Source organism: Nocardioides flavus (ex Wang et al. 2016), assembly GCF_014653115.1.
Lineage (GTDB): Bacteria > Actinomycetota > Actinomycetes > Propionibacteriales > Nocardioidaceae > Nocardioides > Nocardioides flavus.
The window spans coordinates 170,413-197,256 of the sequence record NZ_BNAD01000002.1 but is presented as its reverse complement, the minus strand read 5'-3'; the positions used below and the strand labels follow the sequence as shown (position 1 = coordinate 197,256).

19 protein-coding genes are annotated in these 26,844 nt (G+C 70.2%); all 19 read left to right on the top strand.

Annotation, left to right across the window (positions count from 1 at the left end):
• Positions 1–27 precede the first annotated feature (27 nt).
• On the top strand, positions 28–1,506 hold the full coding sequence (locus IE200_RS05395; RefSeq protein WP_191278378.1) for an aldehyde dehydrogenase family protein: 1,479 nt from the start codon (positions 28–30) through the stop codon (positions 1,504–1,506).
• Positions 1,503–3,215, top strand: a complete 1,713-nt coding sequence (betA, locus tag IE200_RS05390; protein ID WP_191278377.1) for a choline dehydrogenase — start codon at positions 1,503–1,505, stop codon at positions 3,213–3,215. Before IE200_RS05395 ends, betA begins: the two co-directional genes overlap by 4 nt.
• Positions 3,216–3,251: 36 nt before the next feature.
• Positions 3,252–5,279, top strand: coding sequence for a choline BCCT transporter BetT (gene betT / locus IE200_RS05385; protein ID WP_191278376.1), 2,028 nt, complete (start codon positions 3,252–3,254; stop codon positions 5,277–5,279).
• Positions 5,280–5,381: 102 nt separating this feature from the next.
• A complete protein-coding gene (locus IE200_RS05380) occupies positions 5,382–7,088 on the top strand; it encodes a BCCT family transporter (RefSeq protein WP_191278375.1) in 1,707 nt (568 codons plus the stop codon).
• 132 nt (positions 7,089–7,220) lie between these two features.
• On the top strand, positions 7,221–9,761 hold the full coding sequence (locus IE200_RS05375) for a GcvT family protein (protein WP_191278374.1): 2,541 nt from the start codon (positions 7,221–7,223) through the stop codon (positions 9,759–9,761).
• Positions 9,758–10,528 carry an electron transfer flavoprotein subunit beta/FixA family protein gene (locus IE200_RS05370; RefSeq protein ID WP_191278373.1) on the top strand — a complete coding sequence of 257 codons (771 nt, stop codon included), beginning with the start codon at positions 9,758–9,760 and terminating at the stop codon, positions 10,526–10,528. The genes IE200_RS05375 and IE200_RS05370 overlap by 4 nt, the downstream gene beginning before the upstream one ends.
• Positions 10,525–11,505, top strand: a complete 981-nt coding sequence (locus tag IE200_RS05365) for an electron transfer flavoprotein subunit alpha/FixB family protein (RefSeq protein WP_191278372.1) — start codon at positions 10,525–10,527, stop codon at positions 11,503–11,505. Before IE200_RS05370 ends, IE200_RS05365 begins: the two co-directional genes overlap by 4 nt.
• Before the next feature lie 249 nt (positions 11,506–11,754).
• On the top strand, positions 11,755–12,711 hold the full coding sequence (locus IE200_RS05360; protein WP_191278371.1) for an ABC transporter ATP-binding protein: 957 nt from the start codon (positions 11,755–11,757) through the stop codon (positions 12,709–12,711).
• Between the two features lie 6 nt (positions 12,712–12,717).
• Positions 12,718–13,503, top strand: coding sequence for an MlaE family ABC transporter permease (locus IE200_RS05355; protein WP_191278370.1), 786 nt, complete (start codon positions 12,718–12,720; stop codon positions 13,501–13,503).
• A gap of 2 nt (positions 13,504–13,505) precedes the next feature.
• On the top strand, positions 13,506–14,330 hold the full coding sequence (locus tag IE200_RS05350) for an MlaE family ABC transporter permease (protein ID WP_191278369.1): 825 nt from the start codon (positions 13,506–13,508) through the stop codon (positions 14,328–14,330).
• 7 nt (positions 14,331–14,337) lie between these two features.
• A complete protein-coding gene (locus IE200_RS05345) occupies positions 14,338–15,609 on the top strand; it encodes an MCE family protein (RefSeq protein WP_191278368.1) in 1,272 nt (423 codons plus the stop codon).
• Complete coding sequence (locus IE200_RS05340) at positions 15,606–16,643, top strand: MCE family protein (RefSeq protein ID WP_191278367.1); 1,038 nt, start codon at positions 15,606–15,608, stop codon at positions 16,641–16,643. The genes IE200_RS05345 and IE200_RS05340 overlap by 4 nt, the downstream gene beginning before the upstream one ends.
• Positions 16,640–17,602: an MCE family protein gene (locus IE200_RS05335; protein WP_191278366.1), complete on the top strand. Its 963-nt coding sequence runs from the start codon at positions 16,640–16,642 to the stop codon at positions 17,600–17,602. Before IE200_RS05340 ends, IE200_RS05335 begins: the two co-directional genes overlap by 4 nt.
• Before the next feature lie 3 nt (positions 17,603–17,605).
• On the top strand, positions 17,606–18,751 hold the full coding sequence (locus IE200_RS05330; RefSeq protein ID WP_191278365.1) for an MCE family protein: 1,146 nt from the start codon (positions 17,606–17,608) through the stop codon (positions 18,749–18,751).
• Positions 18,748–20,148 carry an MCE family protein gene (locus tag IE200_RS05325; protein WP_191278363.1) on the top strand — a complete coding sequence of 467 codons (1,401 nt, stop codon included), beginning with the start codon at positions 18,748–18,750 and terminating at the stop codon, positions 20,146–20,148. The genes IE200_RS05330 and IE200_RS05325 overlap by 4 nt, the downstream gene beginning before the upstream one ends.
• A complete protein-coding gene (locus tag IE200_RS05320) occupies positions 20,145–21,458 on the top strand; it encodes an MCE family protein (protein ID WP_191278361.1) in 1,314 nt (437 codons plus the stop codon). Before IE200_RS05325 ends, IE200_RS05320 begins: the two co-directional genes overlap by 4 nt.
• A gap of 65 nt (positions 21,459–21,523) precedes the next feature.
• Complete coding sequence (locus IE200_RS05315; protein ID WP_191278359.1) at positions 21,524–22,195, top strand: hypothetical protein; 672 nt, start codon at positions 21,524–21,526, stop codon at positions 22,193–22,195.
• The gene (locus IE200_RS05310) at positions 22,192–22,986 is read left to right on the top strand and encodes a J domain-containing protein (protein WP_191278357.1); all 795 of its coding nucleotides are present in this window, start codon (positions 22,192–22,194) and stop codon (positions 22,984–22,986) included. The genes IE200_RS05315 and IE200_RS05310 overlap by 4 nt, the downstream gene beginning before the upstream one ends.
• Positions 22,987–23,220: 234 nt before the next feature.
• Positions 23,221–26,802 carry a DNA-directed RNA polymerase subunit beta gene (rpoB, locus tag IE200_RS05305; RefSeq protein WP_191278355.1) on the top strand — a complete coding sequence of 1,194 codons (3,582 nt, stop codon included), beginning with the start codon at positions 23,221–23,223 and terminating at the stop codon, positions 26,800–26,802.
• Positions 26,803–26,844: the final 42 nt, after the last annotated feature.

Sequence of the window (26,844 nt, the reverse complement as noted above, 5' to 3'; positions counted from 1 at the left end):
TTCCCGCACAGAGAGAGCGAGACGACCGTGCCCGACCTGTACATCGACGGAAGCTGGATCCCGGCCCGCGGAGGTGGTCGGCGCGAGATCCGCTGTCCCGCGGACGGCTCGCTGGTCGGCGAGGTCGCGGAGGCCGGCGCGGAGGACACCGACCTGGCGATCGCAGCGGCCCACCGCGCCTTCCACGAGGGTGAGTGGCCGGGCTGGTCCAACCGTGCGCGTGGCGACCTGCTGCTGCGCGTCGCCGACCTGCTCGAGCGCGACCGCGACGCCATCGCGCGGGCGGAGTCGCTCGACACCGGCAAGCGCCTGGTCGAGAGCGGCTACGACGTCGACGACGTGGTGTCGGTCTTCCGCCACTTCGGCCACGCGGCCGACACCGAGGGGGGCCGGGTCGTCGACACCGGCAACCCCGCCGTGGTGAGCCGCATCGTCCACGAGCCCGTCGGCGTGTGCGGCCTGATCACGCCGTGGAACTACCCGCTGCTGCAGGTGGCGTGGAAGGTCGCGCCCTGCCTGGCCGCGGGCAACACCTTCGTCCTCAAGCCGAGCGAGATCACCCCGCACACCGCCATCCACCTGCTGCTCGTGCTCGAGGAGGCGGGGCTGCCGGCCGGCGTGGGCAACCTCGTGCTCGGGGAGGGTGCGAGCGCCGGGGCCCCGCTCTCGGAGGACCCCCGCGTGGACCTCGTCTCCTTCACCGGCGGACTGGCGACGGGCAAGCGCCTGATGGCCGCCGCGTCGGGGACGGTGAAGCGGGTCGCCCTCGAGCTCGGCGGCAAGAACCCCAACATCGTCTTCGCCGACGCCGACTACGACACGGCCCTCGACTTCGCCCTCACCGCGGTGTTCCTGCACTCCGGCCAGGTGTGCTCGGCCGGCGCCCGCCTCGTCGTCGAGGAGTCGCTCCACGACCGGTTCGTCGACGACCTCGTCGCCCGCGCCCGCGAGATCCGGCTCGGCGGTCCGTTCGACGAGGCGGCGGAGACCGGTCCCCTCACGAGCGCCGCGCACCGGGACAAGGTCGAGGCGTACGTCGCTGCCGGCCTGGCCGAGGGCGCCGTGCTGCGCTGTGGCGGGGCCCGCCCCGACGACCCGGCGCTGGCCGACGGGTTCTACTACCTGCCCACCGTGCTCGACGGGTGCACCAGCGACATGAGCGTGACGCAGGAGGAGTCCTTCGGGCCGGTGCTCACGGTGGAGACGTTCCGCGACGAGGCCGAGGCGGTCCGGATCGCCAACGACAGCATCTACGGCCTCGCCGGCGCGGTCTGGACCCAGGACGCGGGCCGCGGCCAGCGCGTCGCAGCGGGCCTGCGGATGGGCACCGTGTGGATCAACGACTACCACCCGTACGTCGCCCAGGCCGAGTGGGGCGGTTACAAGCAGTCGGGCATCGGGCGCGAGCTGGGCCTGGCCGGTCTCGAGGAGTACCGCGAGACCAAGCACGTGTGGCACAACATCGCACCCGAGCCGCAGCGCTGGTTCGGAGGGTCGTCGTCATGAGCAGGACCTACGACTTCGTGATCGTCGGTGGTGGGTCCGCCGGGTGTGCCCTGGCCAACCGGCTCTCCGCCGACCCGTCGACGAGCGTGCTGGTGCTCGAGGCCGGGCGCACCGACCGGTTCGACCCGCTCATCCACGCCCCGGCTGCCCTGCCGTTCCCGATCGGCAACCGGCTCTACGACTGGAAGTACGAGTCGGAGCCGGAGCCGGCGATGGGCGGTCGCCGCGTCTACCACGCTCGTGGCAAGGTGCTCGGCGGGTCCTCGTCGATCAACGGGATGATCTTCCAGCGCGGCAACCCGATGGACTACGAGCGCTGGGCCGCCGAGCCCGGCATGGAGACCTGGGACTACCGGCACTGCCTGCCCTACTTCCGCCGCATGGAGTCGCTGGTCATGCCCGACGGGCAGGTCGGCGCCGATCCCTGGCGCGGCGGGTCGGGCCCGCTGCGGCTCGAGCGCAGCCCGGCGACCAACCCGCTCTTCAACGCGTTCTTCGAGGCCGCCCAGCAGGCCGGCTACCCGCTCACCGACGACGTCAACGGCTACCGCCAGGAGGGCTTCGGGCGCTTCGACCGCAACATCGTCGACGGCGTACGGATGTCGGCCGCCCGGGCCTACCTGCACCCGGTGATGGGTCGCAGGAACCTCACGGTCGAGACGTTCGCCCACGCCACGCGCGTGCGCTTCGAGGGCAGGCGGGCGGTGGGCGTGGAGTACCTCCGCGCCGGTCGCAAGCAGGAGTACGCCGCCGCGGGCGAGGTCATCCTGTGCGGCGGGGCGATCAACTCCCCCCAGCTGCTCCAGCTCTCCGGCGTCGGCAACCCCGAGCACCTGCGGCCGCTCGGCATCGAGATGGTCCAGGACCTGCCCGGGGTGGGGGAGAACCTCCAGGACCACCTCGAGGTCTACATCCAGTACGCCTGCCTGCAGCCCGTGTCCATCGTGGAGGGCCTGAAGTGGCACAACCGCCCGCTGGTCGGCCTCGAGTGGCTCCTCAAGCGCACCGGCACCGCGGCGTCCAACCACTTCGAGGCCGGTGGTTTCTGCCGGTCCAACGAGGACGTCGACTGGCCCAACCTGATGTTCCACTTCCTGCCGATCGCGATCCGCTACGACGGCTCGCCGCCGGAGGGGCAGGACCGCTACGCCCACGGCTACCAGGTCCACATCGGCCCGATGTACGCCGACACCCGCGGGTGGGTCCGGATCGCGTCGAGCGACCCGCGGCAGAAGCCGAAGATGCTCTTCAACTACCTCTCCACGCCCAACGACCGTCGCGAGTGGGTCGAGGCCGTACGCGTGGCCCGCACCATCCTCAACCAGCCCGGCCTCGCGCCGTTCAACGGCGGCGAGCTCTCCCCGGGCAGTGCGGTGGAGACCGACGAGGAGATCCTCGACTGGGTCCGCAAGGACGCCGAGACCGCGCTGCACCCCTCGTGCACTGCCAAGATGGGCACCGACGAGCTGGCGGTGACCGATCCCACCAGCATGCGGGTCCACGGCACGGACGGCCTGCGCGTGGTCGACGCGAGCGTGTTCCCGTTCGTGACCAACGGCAACATCTACGCGCCGGTGATGATGGTCGCCGAGAAGGCCGCCGACCTCATCCTCGGCGACACGCCGCTGCCGCCGGCCGACGTGCCCTACTACCGGCACCGCGACCAGTCGCCGCTCTACCCGCCCGGGGACCCCCGCAACGCCACGTGACCCGTCCCGCCACCCTGCACGATCCAGGAGGCCAGCATGACCGCACAGCTCGATGCGCCCGCTCCCACGGGCGATCCCGACCCCGAAGGTCCGTCGCGTGCGGCGGTGCGGTGGCCGGTCTTCATCACCTCGTTCGCCGGCGTCTGCGTGGTCACGCTGTGGGCGATCGTCGCGCCCACCAACGCCGAGACCGTGATCGGCGACATCGTCGGCCGGGTCGGGACCGGGTTCGGCTGGTTCTACGTCGCGCTGGCGACGGTGATCGTCGGCTTCGTGATCTTCCTCGGCGTCTCCCGCTACGGCAGCATCCGCCTGGGCCCCGACCACTCGCGACCCGAGTTCTCGACCTTCGCCTGGGCGAGCATGCTCTTCGCCGCCGGCATCGGCACCGACGTGATGTTCTACTCGGTGATCGAGCCGGTCTCGCAGTACACCGCGCCGCCCGTCGGTGACGGCGGCACCGTCGACGCTGCCCGCGAGGCGACGGTCTGGACCCTGTTCCACTACGGCGTGACCGGCTGGGCGATGTATGCCCTGATGGGCCTGGCCCTGGCCTACTTCTCCTACCGCAAGAGCCTGCCGCTGGCCGTGCGCTCGGCGCTCCACCCCGTCTTCGGCAAGCGCATCCACGGCCCCCTCGGCCACGCCGTCGACACCGCCGCCGTCCTCGGCACGATCTTCGGCGTCGCCACCAGCCTCGGCATCGGCGTGGTGTTCCTCAACGTCGGGCTCAACGTGATCTTCGACGTGCCGGTGACGACCGGGGCCCAGGCCGCGCTGGCGGTCCTCGCGGTCGCGGTGGCGGCGGTCTCGGCGACCACCGGCGTCGACAAGGGCATCCGCTTCCTCTCCCAGCTCAACGTGGCCCTCGCCCTCGCCCTCGCCGGGTGGGTGCTCGTCACCGGCAAGACCTCGTTCCTGCTCAACGCCGTCGTGATGAACGTCGGCGACTTCATCCGCTCGTTCCCGGCGAAGTCGATGGAGACCTTCGCGTTCACCGACACCCAGGAGTGGATGGCGCTCTGGACGCTGTTCTTCTGGGCCTGGTGGGTGGCGTGGGCGTCGTTCGTCGGCCAGTTCCTCGCCCGCATCTCCCGGGGTCGCACGATCCGCCAGTTCGTGCTCGGCACGATGGTCATCCCGTTCAGCTACATCGTCATGTGGATCTCGATCTTCGGCAACGCCGCCATCGACAAGGTCCGGGCCGGCGACGACGACTTCGCCGAGGCCGCCGTCGACTTCACCGGGGTCGGGTTCTACGACCTGCTGCGCGACTACCCGCTGTCCGACGTCGTCATCTTCGTCGCCTTCGTCGTCGGCCTGCTCTTCTACGTCACCTCCGCGGACTCCGCCGCGCTGGTGATGGGCAACCTGTGCTCGGAGCTGCACGACGTGCAGCAGGACTGCGCGGCCTGGCTGCGCATCAGCTGGGCCAGCATCACCGGCCTGCTGACGGTCGCGATGCTGGCCGTGGGCGGCATCCTCGCCCTGCAGTACGCCACGATCATCATGGGACTGCCGTTCGCCTTCGTGCTGGTGCTGGTCATGTGGGGCCTGTTCCGCTCCATCCGCAACGAGGGCCGCAAGGACATGGGCGTACGCGGCATGGCCCCGCTGCTCTCGGCGCGCACCGGGCCGCCGCACGACGCCCGCAAGGCGTGGAAGGCCCGCCTCGCCAGGACCATCAACTTCGTCGACGACGAGGCGGCCACCACCTACCTCGCCAGCACCGTCGAGCCCGCCCTGCGCGAGGTCGCCGAGGAGCTCACGTCGATGGGGGTCGGGGCGAGCGTGACGCGGGGCGAGGTCGGCCGGCTTCCCTACGCCGAGCTCGCGACCGCGGAGGAGGCGGGTCGGTTCGTCTACCGGGTCCAGGTGCGGCGCTCGCCCGTGCCGACCTACGGCGGGCGGATGATCGGCAACCGCGACCAGTACGCGCGGCTCGAGGTGCACCTCGTCGACGGCGGGCAGGACTACGACGTCATGGGCTACACCGCCGAGCAGGTCATCCACGACTGCCTCGACCAGTACGAGCGGCACCTGGAGTTCCTCCGGACCGAGTGACCCCACCCCTCCGGGTGAGTCTTGACACCCGCGGGTGGTCGGAGGACTGTGTGTTGCAGGTCACGCACTGAGTTGCGCTCTGCGCAACGGGACGGAGACGAGATGGCGCTCAAGGATCCCGTGGGCGAGTCACTGCTGCCCCCGCACGCAGGGCGTGGCGGACACCTGCCGCTCGACAAGGTCACCTTCGGCGTGGCCGCGGGGCTCGCGATCGCGTTCCTCGCGTGGGGCACGCTCGACTCCGAGGGCATGGGGACCCGCACCGGCGAGGTGCTCGGCTGGCTGACGAGGTCGTTCGGCTGGCTGTTCGTCCTCGTCAGCGCGGTCTTCCTGCTCTTCTCCGCCTACCTCGCCGTCACCCGCTACGGCAACATCCGGCTCGGTCCCGACGACTCCGAGCCCGAGTTCTCGACGTTCTCCTGGGTCTCGATGATGTTCGCGACCGGGATGGGCATCGGCCTGATGTTCTGGGGCGTCGCCGAGCCGCTCACCTACCTCACCGCCACCGATCCGGCCAGCATCCCGCCCGGACGGGGCGACCCCTCCACCCCCGACAGCGCCCGCGTCGCGATGGAGTACGCCTTCTTCCACTGGGGCTTCCACCCGTGGGCGATGTACAGCGTGATCGGCCTCGCGATCGGCTACTTCGCCTACCGCAAGGGCACCGGCAACCTGGTCTCGGGAGCCTTCCGCCCCCTGCTGGGCGACCGCGCGACGCAGGGGCCCGGCAAGGCGATCGACATCATCGCGATCTTCGCCACCCTCTTCGGCTCGGCGACGTCGCTCGGCCTCGGCGCCCTGCAGATCACCGGCGGCCTCGACGACGTCTTCGGCACCGGCGACTCCCGGTGGCTGACGGTGGGGGTCATCGGGTTCCTCACCGCGTGCTTCGTCGTCTCCGCCGTGACGGGCATCGAGAAGGGCGTGCAGCTGCTCTCCAACGCCAACGCGATCGCGGCCGTGGTGCTCGTCTTCTTCCTGTTCGTGGTCGGACCGACGGTCTTCATCCTGAGCACGTTCACCGAGTCGCTGGGCGGCTACCTCACGCACCTGCCCACGATGGCGTTCCGCACGGGCGCGTTCGGGGGCAGCGAGTTCCTGGGCGCGTGGACGATCTTCTACTGGGCGTGGTGGATCTCGTGGACGCCCTTCGTGGGCATGTTCATCGCGCGGATCTCCAAGGGCCGCACCATCCGGCAGTTCGTCGTCTACGTGATCCTGGTGCCGAGCCTGGTGTCCTTCGTGTGGTTCTCGATCCTGGCCGGGGCCGCCTTCGACCTGCAGCTCTCCGGTGCGCGCGACCTCGGTGCGGTGCTGGCGGAGGAAGGCACCGAGAGCGCACTCTTCACCACCCTGCGGGAGTACCCGCTCGCCAGTGTCACCGTGGTGCTCGCCGTGTTCCTCGTGGCGATCTTCTTCATCACCGGCGCCGACTCGGCCTCCATCGTCATGGGCATGCTGAGCCAGCACGGCAAGGAGGAGCCGATGCGCTGGCTGGTCATCTTCTGGGGCGTCGCCCAGGGCGCGGTCGCCGCCGTGCTGCTGTTCTCAGGAGGCCTGGGGGCGCTGCAGACGCTGGTGATCATCGTGGCCGGCCCGTTCATGCTCGTGATCTGCGCGATGTGCGTCTCGCTGATGAAGTCGCTGCGCGAGGAGCCGTACGAGGCGACCCTCCCGTCGCGGGTGCGCAAGGCCGTGCTCCACGCGCAGAGGTACGACTCGGTCGAGAACCACTCGGTCGCCCTGGCCGCGCTCGGGGCCGACCCGGACGAGGTCAGCCCGGGGCCGGAGGACGGTCGGCCGGCCTAGCCGTCCCAGACCGGCCCCCGCCGCCCCACGCACCCTTGACAGGGCGCGGGGGCGGCGGCGTACATTTCGAAAGGTCGCGCATAGCGCAACTGGTTGCGTGATACGCAACTATTGACTCCCAGGAGGCCTGTCATGGCAGAGGTCCCCGCGACCGCCGGCGTCGTCGTCATCGGAGCCGGCATCGTCGGCAACAGCCTCGTGCACCACCTCACCCGGTTGGGGTGGACGGACGTGGTGCAGATCGACAAGGGGGCGCTGCCCAACCCCGGCGGGTCCACCGGCCATGCGTCCAACTTCATCTTCACCGTCGACCACTCCCGCGAGATCACCGACCTGACCCTCGACTCGGTCGCGCAGTACAGGGAGATGGGCGTCTTCACGCAGTCCGGCGGCTTCGAGCTCGCGCGCACGCCGGAGCGCATGGAGGAGCTGCGGCGCCGGATGTCCAGCGCCAGGGCGTGGGGCATCGAGGCCGAGCTGGTCAGCCCGGCCTTCGTCAAGGAGAAGGTCCCCTTCATCGAGGAGGACCAGTTCATCGGCGCCTTCTGGACCCCCGGAGTCGGCGTGGTGGACTCGCTGCGCGCCGGCACCATCATGCGCGAGCGGGCGCTCGCGACCGGCGAGCTGACCGTGGTGCCGACCGTGGAGGTGGTCGGCCTCGACACCGAGGACGGGCCGCGCGGACGTCGCATCACCCGGGTGCGCACGACCGGCGGTGACATCGAGACCTCGACCGTCGTGATCGCCGCGGGCGTGTGGAGCCCCAAGCTCGGCGACATGGCCGGCGTCAGCATCCCGCTGACCCCGGCGGTGCACCAGATGATCAGCGTCGGCCCGTGCCCGCAGCTGGCGGAGAAGGAGGGCGAGATCTCCTTCCCGATCATCCGCGACATGGACACCTTCTGCTACGAGCGCCAGCACGGCGCCGACATGGAGGTCGGGTCCTACGCCCACCGCGCGATCCTCCACGAGCCGGAGGACATCCCCTCGATCGAGCAGGCGAAGCTGTCGCCGACCGAGATGCCCTTCACCTCCGACGACTTCGACCCCCAGCTCGAGCAGGCCTACGAGCTGATGCCCGAGCTGCTGGGCGCGGAGGGCGCCGAGATGCGCTACGCCATCAACGGGCTGCTCTCCCTGACCTGCGACGGCAACCCCATCCTCGGCGAGAGCGAGGTCGCCGGGCTCTGGACCGCCGCCGCCGTGTGGATCAAGGAGGGCCCCGGCGTGGGCCGCGCGGTCGCGGAGTGGATGACCCACGGCCACTCCGAGATCGACCTCCACCACAGCGACATCGCGCGCTTCCACCAGCACCAGAAGCGGCGCGAGCACACCCGGCTGCGGACCACCGAGTCGTTCATCAAGACCTACGGCATCGTGCACCCCGCCGAGCAGTACGAGTCCGACCGCGACCAGCGGCTCTCCCCGATGCACGACTCCCAGACCAAGCTCGGCGCCGTCTTCTTCGAGACCGCCGGCTGGGAGCGGCCGTTCTGGTACGAGTCGAACGCCGGGCTGCTCGAGCAGTACGGCGACGCGGTGATGCCGCGCGAGCACGAGTGGGACTCGCGGTGGTGGAGCCCGATCATCAACGCCGAGCACCTCCGGATGCGCGAGGCGGCGGCCGTCATCGACCTCTCCGCGTTCTGCATCTTCGACATCGAGGGACCCGAGGCGCTCGAGGTCGTGCAGACCACGTGCGTCGCGCAGTGCGACGTCGCCGTGGGCAAGGTGGTCTACACGCCGGTCCTCGACACCAAGGGCGGGTTCCGCTCCGACCTGACGGTGATGCGCCTCGGTGAGGAGCACTTCCGCGTGGTCACCGGCGGCGCCCACGGCATGGCCGACCGGGCCTGGTTCTCCGGCCACCTGCCCGAGTCGGGCACGACCACGCTGGCCGACGTGACCGACGACGTGTCCACGATCGGGATCTGGGGGCCGCGGGCCCGCGACATCCTCTCCTCGCTCACCTCCGACGACGTCTCCGACGCCGGCTTCGGCTTCCTGTCGTGCCGCGAGGTCACGGTGGCGGCGGCAGGATCGGGCAAGGGCATCCCGGTCCTCGCCTCGCGCATCTCCTACGTCGGCGAGCTCGGCTGGGAGCTCTACGTGCCGATGGACCGGGCGGCCGAGCTCTGGGAGGTGCTGCTCGAGGCGGGCGCACCGCACGGCGCGGTCCCGGCCGGCATCGGCGTCTACGGCACGACCGGTCGCATCGAGAAGGGATACCGGGCCTACGGCGCGGAGCTCGACTCCGAGCGGACCATCGTCGAGGCCGGCATGCAGCGGCCCAAGGTCAAGGCGGCCGACTTCGTCGGCAAGGAGGCCTACCTCGCGCAGCGGGAGGCAGCGCCGCGGGCCGTGCTCTGCACCCTCACCGTCGACGACCACACCTCCGCCTCCGGGACGAAGCGCTACATGCTCGGCGGCGAGCCGATCCTGACCCGCGACGGCGGCACGCTCATCGACGGGCACGGCCACCACCCCTACGTCACGAGCGCCGGGTCAGCGCCCTCGCTCGGCAAGCACGTCCTGATGGCCTACCTCCCGCCGGAGGCGGCCGTCGTCGGCAACGAGCTCGCCGTGTCCTACATGGAGGAGCTCTATCCGGTGACCGTCGGCTCGGTCGACGCCACCCCGCTGCTCGACCCCGCCAACGAGCGCATCCGATGAACCCCCTCGTCTGCGTGAAGCGCGTCGTCGACTCCTCGAGCGAGGTGGTGCTCACCGACGACGGCCAGGGCGTCGACGGACGCTTCGCCGGCTTCACCACGAGCGCCCACGAGGAGGGCGCGGTCGAGCTCGCCGTACGGATCGCCGCCGACGGCGGAGGCGGGGCCACGGTCCTCACCCTCGGTGACACCGACGCGGTGGAGCAGCTGCGCTCCGCGCTGGCGGTGGGGTGCAGCGCCGCGACCCACGTGCTCGCCGACCCCCAGGCGTACGGACCGGCCGACGTGGCACGCGAGATCGCCGCGGTGGTCCGCGACCACGCTGCCGCGGGCACCCCGCACGACCTGGTGCTGCTGGGCAACGACGCCGCCGACACCGGCGACTTCCAGGTCGGGATCCGGCTGGCGTACGAGCTCGGCTGGCCGGTCGTCAACGGCGTGAGCACCGTGTCGGTGGCCGACGGCGTGGTGACCGCGAGCGGCGCGGGCCCCGACGGCCACGAGACGTACCGGGTGCCGCTGCCGGCCGTGGTGACCGTCCTCGAGGGCGGTGTCGAGCCGCGCTACCCCACCGTCCCCGGGCGGATGAAGGCCAAGAAGGTGCTGATCGAGGAGCGGGAGCCGGTCACCGAGCCGGTCGGCCCGTCCCGCGTACGCCTCGTGCTCCCGCCGCCGTCACCGTCGACGGTCGAGGTGCTGGGGGAGGGGGCCGCTGCCGCGCCGGCGGTGGTCGACCTCCTCGAGCGGCTGGGGGTGCTGGCGCGATGATCCTGGTGCTGGTCGAGGTCTCGCCTGCGGGCGGGGCCGTCGAGACCTCGCGCGAGGCGGTCACCTTCGCCCGCGACCTCGCTGCCGTCGGCGGCGGCGTCCCGGTCGACGTCGTGCTGGTCGGCGCCCCTGACGACGCCCTGGCCGGGGTGCTCGCGTCCTATGGCGTACGGCGAGTCCACGCCCTGACCGGCCCGGCGTACGACTCCTTCTCCGGGGCGGCCTGGGCCGCCGGTCTCGTCGAGGTGCGTGAGCGTGCGGGATCGGTGGTCGTGATGGCCGCCGGCACTCCCCGCGGCAACGAGGTGCTCGCCCACGTGGCGGCCCGGCTGGCGGTGCCGATGGCCGCCAACGTGGTGTCCTTCGGCGGGCTCTCCCCGTTCACCGTGACCCGTCAGGTCGTGGGCGGCGCCGTCCTGGAGGAGATGCGGCTCGCGGAGCGTCCCGCCGTCTTCACGGTGGCCGGCCACGCCGTGCCGGCGGCGCCCGCCGACGTCCCCGGCGCTGGGGAGCTGGTCGTCGAGACCCCCACCGTCGCCGAGGCCGACCTCGTCGCCCGCGTCGTCTCCACCGAGGAGCCCGAGCCCGACCTGTCCGGGGCCCTGACGTCGGCCAGGGTCGTCGTCGGTGCCGGCCGCGGGGCAGGGTCGGCCGACGGGTTCGACGACCTGCTGGAGCTCGTCGAGCTCCTCGACGGCTCGCTCGGCGTCTCGCGGGTGGTGACCTCCCTGGGCTGGCGCCCGCACCACGAGCAGGTCGGCCAGACCGGCAGCCGCATCGCGCCCGAGCTCTACATCCCCTGCGGCATCAGCGGCGCCATCCAGCACTGGGCAGGGTGCAGCAGCGCGAAGGCGATCCTCGCCATCAACACCGACCCGGACGCCCCGATGGTCACCCGCGCGACCCACGCCGTCATCGGCGACCTGCACGAGGTCGTACCTGCGGTCAACGCCGAGATCCGCCGCCGACGGGGGTAGGGCCCGACCGCGAGGGTTGCGATCACCGGTTGACCGGTGATCGCAACACGAGCGTGGAGTCCGTGAGCCGGGAGCCGGAACGCAGACTCCACGATCTCCTCGTCCACCGCGCCACCCCCCGGCCTGGAAGTGGTGACGCTCGTCGCACTCCGGCCGTAACCTCCGCCGCCCGGCCGCGTTGTACCCCCCAGTAGCAGCGTGGAGGGAGCCACGCGGCTCTGTCAGGACCGCGATGTCAGGAGGGTGCAGATGGGTGTCGAGATCCGGGTCGACGACCTCACGAAGTCCTTCGGCAAGCAGCTGATCTGGGGCGACGTGACGCTGACCGTGCCGGCCGGCGAGATCTGCGTGATGCTCGGCCCGTCCGGCACCGGCAAGTCGGTCTTCCTCAAGACCCTGATCGGCCTGCTGAAGCCCGACAAGGGCTCGATCATCATCGAGGGCACGGACATCGCGAGCTGCTCGGAGCGCGAGCTGTACGAGATCCGCAAGCTGTTCGGCGTGCTGTTCCAGGACGGCGCGATGTTCGGCTCGATGAACCTCTACGACAACGTCGCCTTCCCGCTGCGCGAGCACACCCGCAAGTCGGAGTCCGAAGTCCGCGAGATCGTCATGGAGAAGATGGACCTCGTCGGCCTCCTCGGTGCCGAGGACAAGCTGCCGGGCGAGATCTCCGGCGGCATGCGCAAGCGCGCCGGGCTCGCCCGCGCGCTCGTGCTCGACCCCGAGATCGTGCTCTTCGACGAGCCCGACTCCGGTCTCGACCCGGTGCGCACCGCGTTCCTCAACCAGCTCATCGTCGACCTCAACGCGCAGATCGACGCGACGTTCCTCATCGTCACCCACGACATCAACACCGCACGCACGGTGCCGGACAACATCGGGCTGCTCTACCACCGCCACCTCGCGATGTTCGGACCCCGAGAGCAGCTGCTGAGCTCCGAGGAGCCGGTCGTGCGCCAGTTCCTCAACGCCCAGCGGGTCGGTCCGATCGGCATGTCGGAGGAGAAGGACGCCGACGAGCTCGCCGCGGAGGCCGGTCAGGAGCTGCCGCCGCTGCCGCCGATCCCGCTGCAGCTCGACCCCTCCAACGGCATCCCGCGCCGCAGCCAGCGACCCGCGGGGGAGTGGTGCCGCGAGAACGGCGTCACCCCGCCGCCCGGCTCGTTCGAGTCCAGCAACGCCGGCCTGGCACCGGGGGTCTGACGAGCCGTGTCCACCTCCCTGTCCTCACGCGCGCTCGCCCCCATCGGGGTCGCGGGCAACCTGTTCGCGTTCGCCCTCGACGTCTTCCGCGGACTGTTCCGCCGGCCGTTCCAGCTGCGGGAGTTCATCCAGCAGTCGTGGTTCATCGCCTCCGTCACGATCGTCCCGACGGCGCTGGTGGCCATCCCGTTCGGCGCGGTGATCGCGCTGCAGGTGGGCGGGCTGATCAAGCAGTTCGGCGCGCAGTCCTTCACCGGGTCCGCGTCCGTGCTGGCGGTGGTGCAGCAGGCCGCACCCATCGGGACCGCCCTGCTGATCGCGGGCGCCGGCGGGTCCGCGATCGCCGCCGACCTCGGCGCGCGCAAGATCCGCGAGGAGCTCGACGCGATGATGGTGCTCGGCATCGACCCGATCCAGCGGCTCGTCGTGCCGCGCGTCCTCGCCTGCATGCTCGTCGCGTTCTTCCTCAACGGCATGGTCAGCGTCGTCGGCGTGGCCGGCGGCTACGTCTTCAACGTCATCCTCCAGGACGGCACCCCCGGTGCCTACCTCGCGAGCTTCACGGCGCTGGCCCAGCTGCCCGACCTCTGGATCGGACTGATCAAGGCGCTGGTCTTCGGCCTGATCGCGGCGATCGTCGCGTCCTACAAGGGCATGAACGCCAACGGAGGCCCCAAGGGCGTCGGCGACGCCGTCAACGAGTCCGTGGTGATCACGTTCCTGCTGCTGTTCGTGGCCAACTTCGTCCTCAGCATGATCTACCTCCAGGTCGTGCCCCCGAAGGGCGGATGACCATGGCCCTCAAGGACGTCTACGCCAAGCCGCTGTCCTCGCTCGACGACCTCGGCGGGCAGCTGGCCTTCCACCTCAAGGTGCTGCGGTCGGTGCCACGGTCGGTCACGCGCTACCCCCGCGAGATCATGCGGATCCTCGCCGAGGTCACCCTCGGCTCGGGTGCCCTCGCGGTCATCGGCGGCACCGTCGGCGTGATCATCGGCATGACCTTCTTCACCGGCGCGCAGGTCGGCCTGTCGGGCTACGCCGCGCTCAACCAGCTCGGCACCGCCGCCTTCTCCGGCTTCGTCTCGGCCTACTTCAACACTCGCGAGATCGCCCCGCTCGTCGCGGGCATCGCGCTCGCCGCGACCGTCGGCTGCGGCTTCACCGCGCAGCTCGGCGCGATGCGCATCTCCGAGGAGGTCGACGCCCTCGAGGTGATGGCCATCCCGTCGATGCCGTTCCTCGTGGCCACCCGCGTCGTCGGCGGCCTGATCGCCATCATCCCGCTCTACGTCGTCGGCCTGCTGTCGTCCTACTTCGCCAGCCGGCTCGTGGTGACCCAGATCTACGGCCAGTCCGCCGGCACCTACGACCACTACTTCAACGCGTTCCTGCCCCCGGGCGACGTGCTGTGGTCCTTCGGCAAGGTCCTCGTCTTCGCCGTGACCGTGATCCTCATCCACTGCTACCACGGCTACAACGCCTCCGGCGGGCCCGCCGGCGTCGGCGTCGCCGTCGGCCGCGCCGTACGCACCAGCATCGTCGCGATCAACGTCCTCGACCTGCTGCTGTCGATGGCCATCTGGGGCGCGTCCACGACCGTACGGCTGGCGGGGTGAGCGGGCGATGAAGACCAAGTCCCTGGGAGTGGTGTTCCTCGTCCTCATGCTCGCCGCGGTGTGGGCGACCTACGGCGTGTTCACCAAGAAGTTCAGCGACTACGACGAGGTGACCCTGCAGGCATCGCGGATCGGGCTGCAGCTGCCGCAGCGTGCCGACGTGAAGATCAAGGGCGTCATCGTGGGCGAGGTCCTCGACTTCGAGCCCACCGGCGAGGGCGCCGAGATCACCCTCGGGCTCTACCAGGACCGCACCACCGACATCCCGAGCGACGTGACGGCCTCGATCCTGCCCAAGACCCTGTTCGGCGAGAAGTTCGTCTCCCTCGACGTGCCCGACGGCGGCTCGACGGCTGCGCCCATCGCCGACGGCGACGTCATCGAGCGCACCGACCTGTCGATCGAGGTCGAGCAGGTCCTCAGCGACCTCTACCCGTTGCTGCGCGCCGTGCAGCCCGCCGACCTCAACACCACCCTCAACGCCGTCGCCACGGCCCTCGAGGGCCGCGGCGAGCAGCTCGGCGAGTCCCTCGAGACCCTCGACCGCTACCTCACCCGCTTCAACCCCGAGCTCCCGGCACTCGTGGAGGACCTGCGCCTGACCGCGGAGGTCTCCGACACCTACGCCGACGTGCTGCCCGAGGTCGCCACGATCCTGCGCAACACGATCACCACGACGACCACGCTCGAGGACCGCGAGGACAAGCTCAAGGCCCTGTTCAACGACGTGTCGGCGTTCGCCGCGGTCGCCGACCGGTTCACCACCGCCAACGGCGACAACCTGGTGCGTCTCGCGGACCTCAGTGCGGCGCAGCTCGAGGTGTTCGCCAAGTACGCGCCGGAGTACCCGTGCCTGCTCGGCGGGATCGTCGGCGCCGGCAAGCTGCAGGCCGAGGCGTTCCGCGGGTTCACCCTCCACATCGTGCTGGAGACGTTGCCCAACCAGCCGCGCGGCTACACCACCGCCGACACGCCGTTGTACGGCGACAAGCGCGGGCCCTACTGCGGCCAGCTGCCCAGTCCCAGCTACAGCCAGGCCAACCCGGGCACCCAGCCCGACTTCGTCGACGGCGTCGACGAGCCCACGGGCAAGGGCACCAGCCGGGTCGGCCCCGGGTGGTCCGGCACCGCCGCCGGGTTCGCGGGCGGCCGCGAGGAGAGCGCCCTCCTCAAGGGCCTCCTCGCCCCGGGGCTCGGCGTCAGCACCGACGACGTCCCCGACCTCGGCGTGCTGCTGGTCGGTCCGATGGCGCGGGGCGCGGAGGTGTCGCTGCGATGAACGGCCTCCTCGACAAGAAGACGTCCGTCGACCTGGTCAAGCTCCTGGTCTTCGTGGTGGTGACGTCGCTCGCCACGACGGTCCTCGTGGTGACGATCGGCAACCTCGGCTTCGGCTCCTCGCGCCAGTACCGCGCGGAGTTCACCGACGCGACCGGCGTCAACAAGGGCGACGACATCCGCGTCGCCGGCGTACGGGTCGGCACCGTCGACGACGTCGAGATCGTCGACCGCACCCGGGCGCTGATCACCTTCTCCGTCGACGAGGAGACCTCGGTCAACGGCGGCACCAACGCCACCATCCGCTACCGCAACCTCGTCGGCCAGCGCTACATCTCGCTGACCCAGGAGGTCGGCGACACCCGGCGGCTGCCGCCCGGCTCGACGATCCCCGTCTCGCGCACCAAGCCGGCGCTCGACCTGACCGTGCTGTTCAACGGCTTCAAGCCGCTGTTCCAGGCGCTGTCCCCCGAGGACGTCAACCAGCTCTCCTTCGAGCTGATCCAGGTCTTCCAGGGCGAGGGCGGGACGCTGGAGGGGCTGCTCGCGCACACGGCGTCGGTGACCTCGACGCTGGCCGACCGCGACGAGGTCATCGGCGAGCTGATCGACAACCTCTCGCTCGTGCTCGACCACGTCGCCGACCGTGACGAGCAGCTGACCCGCCTCATCAGGTCGTTCCGCACCCTCGTCGGCGGGCTGAAGAAGGACCGCAACGCCATCCTCGGCTCGCTGGAGGAGGTCTCCGCCCTGTCGGTCGAGACGGCCTCGCTCATCGACGGCATCCGCGAGCCCTTCGTCAAGGACATCAAGGAGCTGCGCGCGGTCGCCGGCAGCGTGGACAAGAACAAGGCCGAGCTCGACCGCGCCCTGCAGGTCCTGCCGATCAAGCTCAACAAGATCGGCCGCACCGCGATCTACGGCTCGTTCTTCAACTTCTACCTCTGCGAGTTCCAGGGCCGGGTCAACCTGCCCGGCAACAACCAGATCCCGGTCAAGTACCAGACCGGGTCCGACAGGTGTGATCTGGGATGAAACCGTTCAGGGAGCGCAACCCCGTCGTCGTCGGCGCCGTCAGCATCGTCGTGCTGGCGATGCTGCTGGTCGCCGCGCTGCGCGCCGACGACCTGCCCCTCATCGGCGGCGGCGACACCTACCACGCGATGTTCACCGAGGCCGGCGGCCTCAAGGTCAACGACGAGGTGCGCGTCGCCGGCGTACGGGTCGGCAAGGTCGACGACATCGAGCTGGCCGGCAACGAGGTCAAGGTGAGCTTCAAGGTCGACGACGCCGCCGAGCTCGGCAGCGACACCCGCGCGGCGATCAAGGTCAAGACCGTCCTGGGGGCGATGTTCCTGGCGCTCGAGCCCGCCGGCGGCGGCCGTCTCGACGAGGGAGCCACGATCCCCGCTGCCCGTACGACCTCCCCGTTCGACGTCGTGGAGGCGTTCGAGGGGCTGGCCGCCACGTCGGAGCAGATCGACACCGACCAGCTCGCCGAGTCGCTCACGACACTGGCCGACCTCACCCGCAACACCCCCGAGGAGTTCCGCGGGGCGCTCGACGGCCTCAGCCGGCTCTCGGCCAACATCGCGGCCAAGGACGAGCAGCTCAACACGCTGCTGGTCAACCTCGAGCGCGTCTCCACGGTCCTCGACGAGCGCGACCGCGACATCATCAGGCTGATGGAGGACAGCGACGTGCTGTTCCGCGCCCTCGTGGCCCGCCGCGAGGCCGTCCACGACCTGCTGGTCTCCAGCACCACCCTGTCGAAGGAGCTCACCCGGCTGATCGAGGAGTCCCGTGCGGACCTCAAGCCGGCGCTGGCGCACCTCGAGAACGTCATCGCGGTGCTCAACAAGAACGAGGACAACCTCGACAGCAGCCTGCGGCTGATGGCGCCGTTCTACCGCGTCTTCGCCAACACGCTCGGCACCGGTCCGTGGTTCGACACCTGGATCTCCAACTTCCCTCCCGTTCCGCAGGTGGGCTGACCCATGGACCTCGTGAAGCGCATCCTCGTGCCCCTCGTCGTGCTCGGCTTCGTCGTCGCGGCCGCGGTGAGCGTGCTCGGCGGCGACACCTCTCGCACCGTCGTGGCGCACTTCCCCCGGGCGATCTCGGTCTACGAGGGCAGCGACGTACGCGTCCTGGGCGTCCCCGTCGGCAGCGTGACCCGCGTCGAGCCGACCGGCACCGACGTCACGGTGACGATGACCTACGACGACGACGTCAAGCTGCCGGTCGACGCCAAGGCCGTCATCATCGCCCCGTCGGTGGTCGGCGACCGCTACGTCCAGCTCACACCTGCCTACTCCGGCACCGGCGAGGTCCTCGCCGACGGCGCCGAGCTCGGTGTCGAGGACACCTCGCAGCCGCTGGAGCTCGACCAGATCTACGACAGCCTCGACCGGCTCAACGTCGCGCTCGGCCCACGCGGCGCCAACAAGACCGGCGCCCTGTCCGACCTGCTCTCGGTCACGGCCGACAACTTCGGCGGCCAGGGCGCGACCTTCCGCCAGACCGTGAAGGACTACTCCCGCCTCAGCAGCACCCTCGCGGGCAACTCTGACGAGCTGTTCGGCTCGGTCGAGGCCCTCGGCGGCTTCATGGAGACCCTCGCCGAGAACGACCAGACCGTCCGCCAGTTCAACCAGTCGCTGGCCGACGTCTCGACGATGCTCGCGGGCGAGCGCGAGGAGCTGGTCGCGGCCACGAGGAACCTGTCCGTGGCGCTGACCGCGGTCAAGGAGTTCGTCGAGGAGAACAAGGGATCCCTCAGCCGCAACATCGCCGGCCTCAACCGGGTGGCCAAGGTGCTCGTACGCCAGCGGGGGGCTCTCGACGAGATCCTCCGGGTCGCCCCGGGCGCGCTCAACAACCTCGCGCTGACCTACAACCCGCAGGCCGGCACCCTCGACACGCGGGCCAACTTCGGTGAGTCGATCAACCAGCTCGAGCTCGACCCCGCGGCGTTCCTGTGCGGCTTCGTCGGCCAGGTCGAGCGGTCGGGGCAGGTCTGCGACCGGATCACCGAGCTGCTCGCCCGGCCGCGGGCCGGCGCCCTCGACGAGTCGCCCGCGCTGCCGGCGCAGGACGTCTTCGACCCGACGCTCGGCGGACTCGTGGAGGTGGAGCGATGAAGCGCCTCACGGCACTCGCGGTGACCGGAGCGACGGCCCTGGTCCTGTCGTCGTGCGACGCCAGCGTCTACTCCCTGCCCCTGCCTGGCGGGCCGGACGTGGGCGAGGACCCGATGACGGTCAAGGTCGAGTTCGCCGACGTCCTCGACCTGGTGCCGCAGTCGACGGTGAAGGTCAACGACGTGAGCGTCGGCAAGGTCACCGACATCGACCTCGAGGGCTACCAGGCGCTCGTCACGCTGGAGATCCGCCGCGACGTCGAGCTGCCCGGCAACGCGGTCGCCGAGCTGCGGCAGACCAGCCTGCTCGGCGAGAAGTTCGTCGAGCTGAGCGCGCCCGAGCAGGGTGCCATCGCTGATCCGCTCGAGGACGGCGAGACGATCCCGATCGAGCGTGCGGGCCGCAACCCCGAGGTGGAGGAGGTGCTCGGCGCGCTGAGCCTGCTGCTCAACGGCGGCGGCGTCGCGCAGCTCAAGACCATCACCCAGGAGCTCAACAAGGCGCTGGAGGGTCGCGAGGACTCGGCGCGCTCGGTGCTGCGCAACCTGCGCACGTTCACCGGACAGCTCGACGAGAACAAGGCCGACATCGTCGCCGCGATCGAGTCGCTCAACCGTCTGGCCCTGGCCGCGGAGAAGCAGCTGCCGACGATCGACAAGGCACTCGAGGAGCTGCCCAGCGCGCTCGACTCGATCGACCGCCAGCGCGACGACCTGGTGGAGATGCTCGCCGCGCTCAACGAGCTGTCCGACGTCGCCGTCGACGTCATCGCGCGGTCCAAGGGCGCCACCATCGCCTCCCTCGAGCGTCTCGACCCGGTCCTGACCCAGCTGGCCGCGTCGGGCGACGACTTCACCAACGCCTTCCACGTCTTCCTCACCTACCCGTTCGTCGACGAGGTCGTGGGCCGCGACCCGCAGGTCGCGCGCAACCTGCACATGGGCGACTACACCAACCTCTCCATCACCCTCGACGTCGACGTCCAGGGCGGTGCGAGCGGCACGCCGTCGCTGCCGACGAACCTTCCTGCCGTCATCGACCCGACCGCCGTGGTCGGCGACGTGCTGGCCTGCCTGCAGAGCGGCTCGCTCACCAGCGAGGCGTGCGCCGAGGTCCTGGCCAACCTGGAGAAGCTGACCCGGCTGCGCGAGGAGTGCGCCAAGGCGGAGAACAAGGACAAGGACGTGTGCCGCGAGCTCAACCAGATCCCCGGCCTGCCGCCCGAGCCGTCCCTGCCGATCCCGTCGACGCTGCTCCCGACGCTCGTCCCCACCGGCCTGCCGCGGGCCGGCACCGACGAGAGGCCGCGCCCGGGCAACCCGACGATGGGTGACCTCATGGAGGCCTACGACCCCGACCTGGTGAGCCTCCTGATCCCGGGGATGGTGCAGCGATGATCACCCGCCGGACCAAGGTGCAGCTCCTCGTCTTCGCCATCATCACGCTGGTGGGCGTGAGCTTCGTCGGCGCCCGCTACGCACGGCTGGACCGTCTCGTGACCGACCAGAGCTACACCGTGACGGCCCACTTCGCAGACTCCGGAGGAGCGTTCGCCGGGGCGCTGGTCTCCTACCGCGGCGTACGGGTCGGCGAGGTCCGCGAGCTCGTCCTCACCGACGACGGCGTCGACCTCGTCCTCGACATCGACGACGAGCACGACGACATCCCGGCCGACGCGCACGCCCTGGTCGGCAACCGGTCGGCGGTCGGCGAGCAGTACGTCGAGCTCCAGCCGCAGAGCGACCGCGGCCCCTACCTCGAGGACGGCTCCGAGATCGCGCAGGAGCTCACGACCACGCCGATCCGCACCGACACGCTGCTCACCCACCTCGACGAGACCGTCCGCAGCGTCGACGCCGACGACCTCCGTACGGTCACCTCCGAGTTCGGCCTCGCGTTCAACGGCGCTGGTGAGGACCTCCAGACGATCCTCGACAGCAGCGACGCGTTCATCACCGCCGCCGATGCGAACTTCGAGGTCACCGTCGACCTGATCCGGGACAGCAACACGGTGCTCAACGGGCAGATCGACTCCGAGGGCGCGTTCCGCCGCTTCGCCCGCGACCTCTCCTTGTTCAGCACGACGGTCGCCGACAACGACAAGGACCTCCGGCGGCTCATCGACAGCGGTTCGCTCGGGGCCAACGAGCTGCGCGTGTTCCTCGAGGACAACGAGGTCGAGCTCGGCGACCTGATCAACAACCTCGTCACCACCGGGGAGGTGGTGGTCAAGCACCTCGACGGCGTCGAGCAGCTGCTGGTGCTCTACCCCTACGTCGTCGAGGGCGGCTACACCGTGGTGTCGAAGTCCCCGGGCACCGGCCTCTACGACGCCCACTTCGGCATGGTGATGACCTCGGAGCCGCACGTGTGCCTCGGCGGCTACGAGGGCACCGACCGCCGCTCGCCCCTCGACGGCAGCAACGCGCCGATGAACGAGGACGCCCGCTGCACCGAGCCCGCCTCGACGTCCAACGCCCGTGGCGCCCAGAACATCCAGGCCCCCCGCGCGGCGACCGGCTGGGGGACGGCCGACTTCGCCTACGACCCGGAGACGGGCGGCGTGACGTCGGACCCTGCAGAGATCCGGCGGCTCACCGGTGCGCGCCCGACGGCACCGGGCACGCTCGGCCGCGACTCCTGGAAGTGGCTCCTCCTCGAGCCGCTCCTGGCGGGAGGCGTGACCCCGTCGGAGGAGGCTCGTTAGACCACCAGTGAGACATCCCAGGGCCCCGGGAGGGTGGCCCGGCGATCTCGAGGGAGGGAACCCAGATGCCCGTGCTGACCGACACGCCCGTCGGCGTCGACCGGACCGAGGCGGCCGCACCGCCGGAGCCCGCCGCACGCCCTGACCGCACCCGCCTGCGCCGGGTGCTGGCCCTCGCGCTCGTCGTCGTGTGCGTGGTGTGCGTCGCGCTGCTCGGCTGGCTCGCCGCCGGCGGCCGCTCCTCGGACTCCGGCGGCCTCGACCTGCCACGGGAGCGGGAGCAGGCGATGAGCCTGACCGACCAGTTCGTCAAGCGCCTCGGCACCTACAGCCCCGACATGCTCGACGACTCCGGCCAGATGCCCGCCTACCGCGAGCAGGTCCGTGAGGTCATCACGCCGAAGTTCGCGGCCGACTTCGACAAGGAGGTCGCCACGGCTGAGCAGCTCGTGGCCCAGGGTGGGATCACCCGCAGCGCGGAGGTCTTCGCCACCGCGGTGTCCTCGGTCGACGACGACTCCGCACGCGTCCTCGTGGCGGGCGCGTTCACCGACAGCTACACCCAGGGGACGGGCGACAAGGCCCGCACCGTCGACCAGGAGCCACTGCCGTTCCGCTTCACCGTCGACCTGGTGAAGATCGAGGGGGAGTGGCTCGTCGACGACTTCACCCCGGTCAGCGCGCCGGCGGGCGGCGGCGCAGGCGCCGGCACCGGCACCGAGGGGAGCACCCCGTGAGCGACGCACCCACCTGGTACGACCTGCTCGACGTCCCCCGCGACGCCACGTCCGCGGACGTCAGGGCCGCTTGGAAGGCGCAGATCGCCGACCTCGAGCCCGGCGACCGCCGCTTCGACGCCCTCAACCGCGCCGCCAAGGTGCTCCTCGACCCCGCCGCGCGCGAGGCGTACGACGAGACCCTGGCTGCCTCCGCGCCGTTGCTGGTCGAGGAAGGCGCCCCAGCGCCGGTCACGAGACCACGCTCCGAGCGACCGGGTCTCGTGACACGGCTTCGCCGTTCCTCGACCCACGGGGGGACCGCCGGTGGCGTCGCGGGCTGGCTCCTGGCCGGCCTCGGCGTGCTCGCCGCGGGCCTCCTGGCCGCCACGGCGTGGGCGTGGTCGGCCAGCGCGCAGGCCGATGACTCCGCGGCGCGGGCGGCGCAGGTCGCGGCCGAGCGAGCCGTCGTACCGGTCCTCTCCTACGACCACGAGACACTCGAGGCCGATCAGCGGGCGGCCCAGGCGGTGATGACCGGCGGCTACCGCGAGGAGTACGACAAGCTGTTCACGGTCCTCGAGGACAACGCGCCGCAGACGCAGACGCGCGTCACGGCCGAGGTGGTCGCCTCGGGCATCGTCCGCGCCACCGAGGACCGGGTCCAGGTGCTCGTCTTCGTGGACCGCCCGACGACCAACAAGCTCAACGCCGAGCCGGTGGTCTACAAGGACCAGGTGACGGTCTCGATGCAGCTCGTCGACGGCGAGTGGCTGGTCGACGACCTCACGACCTCCCCCGCCCAGGGGTGAGCGAGCGGGCCCGGATCGGCGCGTTCTGCTTGACCCGGGAGGCTCCGGCGTTCATAGTCGACGCCAACGCGTGGCAGTGGTCCTCCGGGAAAATGGTCCCCGCGTTTGAGGCGTGTCCACAAGTGCGCTAGTGTGGCTCCTTGCGCCTGCCCTCAGATGCCCGACGCCTTCCGGACGGCTGTTGCGGTGGTCGGCCGGCGCCGAGATCACTTGGATCATTTGTGAGGACACCTCTTGGCCGCGCGCAGCTCCGCTGGTAACCACCGTCGCACCTCTTTCGCAAAGATCACCGAACCTCTCGAGGTTCCCCCCCTCATCTCGCTCCAGACGAGCAGCTTTGACTGGCTGGTCGGCGGAGAGCGCTGGGAGGAGGAGGTGGCAGCCCGTCGGGCCGCCGGTGAGGACGTCTCCGAGAAGACCGGTCTGCAGGAGATCTTCGAGGAGATCTCCCCGATCGAGGACTTCTCCGAGACGATGATGCTCTCCTTCGACAACCCCGTCTTCCTCGACGAGAAGTACACCGAGGAGGAGTGCAAGGAGAAGGACTTCACCTACTCCCGCCCGCTCTACGTCTCGGCCGAGTTCATGAACCACGAGACCGGTGAGATCAAGGGCCAGACGGTCTTCATGGGCGACTTCCCCATGATGACCAAGAAGGGCACCTTCATCATCAACGGCACCGAGCGTGTCGTGGTCTCGCAGCTCGTCCGCTCGCCCGGCGTCTACTTCGAGTCGACCCCGGACAAGACCTCCGACAAGGACATCTTCACCGCCAAGCTCATCCCGAGCCGCGGTGCCTGGCTGGAGTTCGAGATCGACAAGCGCGACCTGGTCGGCGTCCGCCTCGACCGCAAGCGCAAGCAGAACGTCACCGTGCTGCTCAAGGCGCTCGGCTGGACCACTGAGCAGATCCGCGAGGAGTTCGGCCAGTACGAGTCCATGATGCTGACCCTCGAGAAGGACAGCGTCCGCTACGAGGTCGTCTACGAGGAGCTGCAGAAGAAGGCGCGGGGCGAGGCCCCGACCGCCGAGCAGGTCAACGACGAGGTCACCCGCCTCGCGCTGCTCGACATCTACCGCAAGCTCCGCCCGGGCGAGCCGCCGACGGCCGAGGCCGCGCAGACGCTGCTCAACAACTACTACTTCAACCCCAAGCGCTACGACCTGGCGAAGGTCGGCCGCTACAAGATCAACAAGAAGCTCGGCCTCCACGAGGCCTTCGACCAGCAGACGCTGACCATCGACGACGTCGTGGCCGCCATCCGCTACGTCGTGCAGCTGCACGCCGCGGGTGTCCAGGCCGAGGCGCCCGACCTGGTCGACGCCGAGGGCAACGTCGTCGAGGGCCCGGACGGTGCTCCCGTCAAGGTCCAGGCCGACGACATCGACCACTTCGGCAACCGCCGCATGCGCACGGTCGGCGAGCTCATCCAGAACCAGCTCCGCACGGGCCTGGCCCGCATGGAGCGTGTGGTCCGCGAGCGGATGACGACCCAGGACGTCGAGGCCATCACGCCGCAGTCCCTGATCAACATCCGCCCCGTGGTGGCGGCGCTGAAGGAGTTCTTCGGCACCTCGCAGCTCTCGCAGTTCATGGACCAGACCAACCCGATCGCGGGCCTGACGCACAAGCGTCGTCTCTCCGCCCTCGGCCCCGGTGGTCTGTCCCGCGACCGCGCCGGCATGGAGGTCCGTGACGTCCACCCGTCGCACTACGGCCGCATGTGCCCGATCGAGACCCCGGAAGGCCCCAACATCGGCCTGATCGGCTCGCTGGCCTCCTACGGACGGATCAACCCGTTCGGCTTCGTGGAGACGCCCTACCGCAAGGTCGTCGACGGTGTCGTCACCGACCAGATCGACTACCTCACCGCCGACGACGAGGACCGCTACGTCATCGCGCAGGCCAACGCGCCGCTCGACGACAACATGCGCTTCGCCGAGGACCGCGTCCTCGTCCGCCAGAAGGACGGCGAGGTCGACGCGATCCTGGCCGACGAGGTCGACTACATGGACGTCTCGCCGCGCCAGATGGTGTCGGTCGCGACGGCCCTGATCCCGTTCCTCGAGCACGACGACGCCAACCGCGCGCTCATGGGTGCCAACATGCAGCGCCAGGCCGTGCCGCTGATCACCAGCGACAGCCCGCTCGTGGGCACCGGCATGGAGTACCGCGCCGCCGTCGACGCCGGTGACGTGGTCGTCGCCGACAACGCCGGTGTGGTCAAGGAGGTGTCCGCCGACGCCATCGAGACGATGAACGACGACGGCACCTACCAGACCTACCGCCTGGCCAAGTTCCGTCGCTCCAACCAGGGCACCTGCATCAACCAGCGCCCGCTGGTCAAGGCCGGTGACCGCCTCGAGGTCGGCACCCCGATCGCCGACGGTCCCTGCACCGACGACGCCGAGATGGCACTGGGCACCAACCTGCTCGTCGCCTTCATGCCGTGGCAGGGGCACAACTACGAGGACGCGATCATCCTCAGCCAGCGCCTGGTGCAGGAGGACGTCCTCACCTCGATCCACATCGAGGAGCACGAGGTCGACGCCCGCGACACCAAGCTCGGCCCCGAGGAGATCACGCGGGACATCCCCAACGTCTCCGAGGAGGGCCTGGCCGACCTCGACGAGCGCGGCATCATCCGCATCGGCGCCGAGGTCACCACCGGTGACATCCTCGTCGGCAAGGTCACGCCCAAGGGCGAGACCGAGCTGACCCCCGAGGAGCGCCTGCTCCGCGCGATCTTCGGTGAGAAGGCGCGCGAGGTGCGCGACACCTCGATGAAGGTGCCGCACGGTGAGTCCGGCACGGTCATCGGCGTGCGCGTCTTCAACCGCGAGGACGGCGACGACCTGCCCCCCGGCGTCAACGAGCTGGTGCGCGTCTACGTCGCGCAGAAGCGCAAGATCTCGGTCGGCGACAAGCTCGCCGGACGCCACGGCAACAAGGGCGTCATCGCCAAGATCCTGCCCGTGGAGGACATGCCGTTCATGGAGGACGGCACGCCGGTCGACGTCGTGCTCAACCCGCTGGGTGTGCCGCGACGGATGAACATCGGCCAGATCCTCGAGCTGCACCTGGGCTGGCTGGCCAAGCAGGGCTGGGACCTCAACCTCTCCGGCGAGAAGGGCGAGTCGGACTGGAAGAAGCGCCTCATCGCCATCGGCGCCGACAAGGCCGACCCCGACACCAAGGTCGCGACCCCGGTGTTCGACGGTGCGCGCGAGGACGAGATCACCGGCCTGCTCGGCTCCACGCTGCCCAACCGTGACGGTGAGCGGATGGTCAAGGAGGACGGCAAGGCCCACCTCTTCGACGGTCGTTCGGGTGAGCCGTTCCCGGAGCCGGTGTCTGTCGGTTACATGTACATCCTCAAGCTGCACCACCTCGTCGACGACAAGATCCACGCTCGCTCGACCGGCCCCTACTCGATGATCACGCAGCAGCCCCTGGGCGGTAAGGCCCAGTTCGGTGGCCAGCGGTTCGGCGAGATGGAGGTCTGGGCGATGGAGGCCTACGGCGCCGCGTACGCCCTCCAGGAGCTGCTGACGATCAAGTCCGACGACGTGCCCGGCCGCGTGAAGGTCTACGAGGCCATCGTGAAGGGCGAGAACATCCCCGACTCCGGCATCCCCGAGTCGTTCAAGGTGCTCGTCAAGGAGATGCAGTCGCTCTGCCTCAACGTGGAGGTGCTGTCGCAGGACGGCTCCACCATCGAGATGAAGGACGCCGAGGAAGACGTCTTCCGGGCGGCCGAGGAGCTCGGCATCGACCTGTCCCGCCGCGAGCCCAGCTCTGTCGAAGAAGTCTGAGGTGACGCCCGTCCGGTGGTCTCGTGACGGTCGCTAGCGCGA

What these genes read in the sequence shown, in the direction of transcription:
- IE200_RS05320 (WP_191278361.1), top strand. Translation starts at nt 20,145, where the DNA reads ATGATCACCCGCCGGACCAAGGTGCAGCTCCTCGTCTTCGCCATCATC.
- IE200_RS05365 (WP_191278372.1), top strand. Translation starts at nt 10,525, where the DNA reads ATGATCCTGGTGCTGGTCGAGGTCTCGCCTGCGGGCGGGGCCGTCGAG.
- betT (WP_191278376.1), top strand. Translation starts at nt 3,252, where the DNA reads ATGACCGCACAGCTCGATGCGCCCGCTCCCACGGGCGATCCCGACCCC.
- IE200_RS05330 (WP_191278365.1), top strand. Translation starts at nt 17,606, where the DNA reads ATGGACCTCGTGAAGCGCATCCTCGTGCCCCTCGTCGTGCTCGGCTTC.
- IE200_RS05375 (WP_191278374.1), top strand. Translation starts at nt 7,221, where the DNA reads ATGGCAGAGGTCCCCGCGACCGCCGGCGTCGTCGTCATCGGAGCCGGC.
- IE200_RS05325 (WP_191278363.1), top strand. Translation starts at nt 18,748, where the DNA reads ATGAAGCGCCTCACGGCACTCGCGGTGACCGGAGCGACGGCCCTGGTC.
- IE200_RS05350 (WP_191278369.1), top strand. Translation starts at nt 13,506, where the DNA reads ATGGCCCTCAAGGACGTCTACGCCAAGCCGCTGTCCTCGCTCGACGAC.
- IE200_RS05360 (WP_191278371.1), top strand. Translation starts at nt 11,755, where the DNA reads ATGGGTGTCGAGATCCGGGTCGACGACCTCACGAAGTCCTTCGGCAAG.
- IE200_RS05335 (WP_191278366.1), top strand. Translation starts at nt 16,640, where the DNA reads ATGAAACCGTTCAGGGAGCGCAACCCCGTCGTCGTCGGCGCCGTCAGC.
- IE200_RS05315 (WP_191278359.1), top strand. Translation starts at nt 21,524, where the DNA reads ATGCCCGTGCTGACCGACACGCCCGTCGGCGTCGACCGGACCGAGGCG.
- IE200_RS05370 (WP_191278373.1), top strand. Translation starts at nt 9,758, where the DNA reads ATGAACCCCCTCGTCTGCGTGAAGCGCGTCGTCGACTCCTCGAGCGAG.
- IE200_RS05380 (WP_191278375.1), top strand. Translation starts at nt 5,382, where the DNA reads ATGGCGCTCAAGGATCCCGTGGGCGAGTCACTGCTGCCCCCGCACGCA.
- IE200_RS05345 (WP_191278368.1), top strand. Translation starts at nt 14,338, where the DNA reads ATGAAGACCAAGTCCCTGGGAGTGGTGTTCCTCGTCCTCATGCTCGCC.
- betA (WP_191278377.1), top strand. Translation starts at nt 1,503, where the DNA reads ATGAGCAGGACCTACGACTTCGTGATCGTCGGTGGTGGGTCCGCCGGG.
- IE200_RS05340 (WP_191278367.1), top strand. Translation starts at nt 15,606, where the DNA reads ATGAACGGCCTCCTCGACAAGAAGACGTCCGTCGACCTGGTCAAGCTC.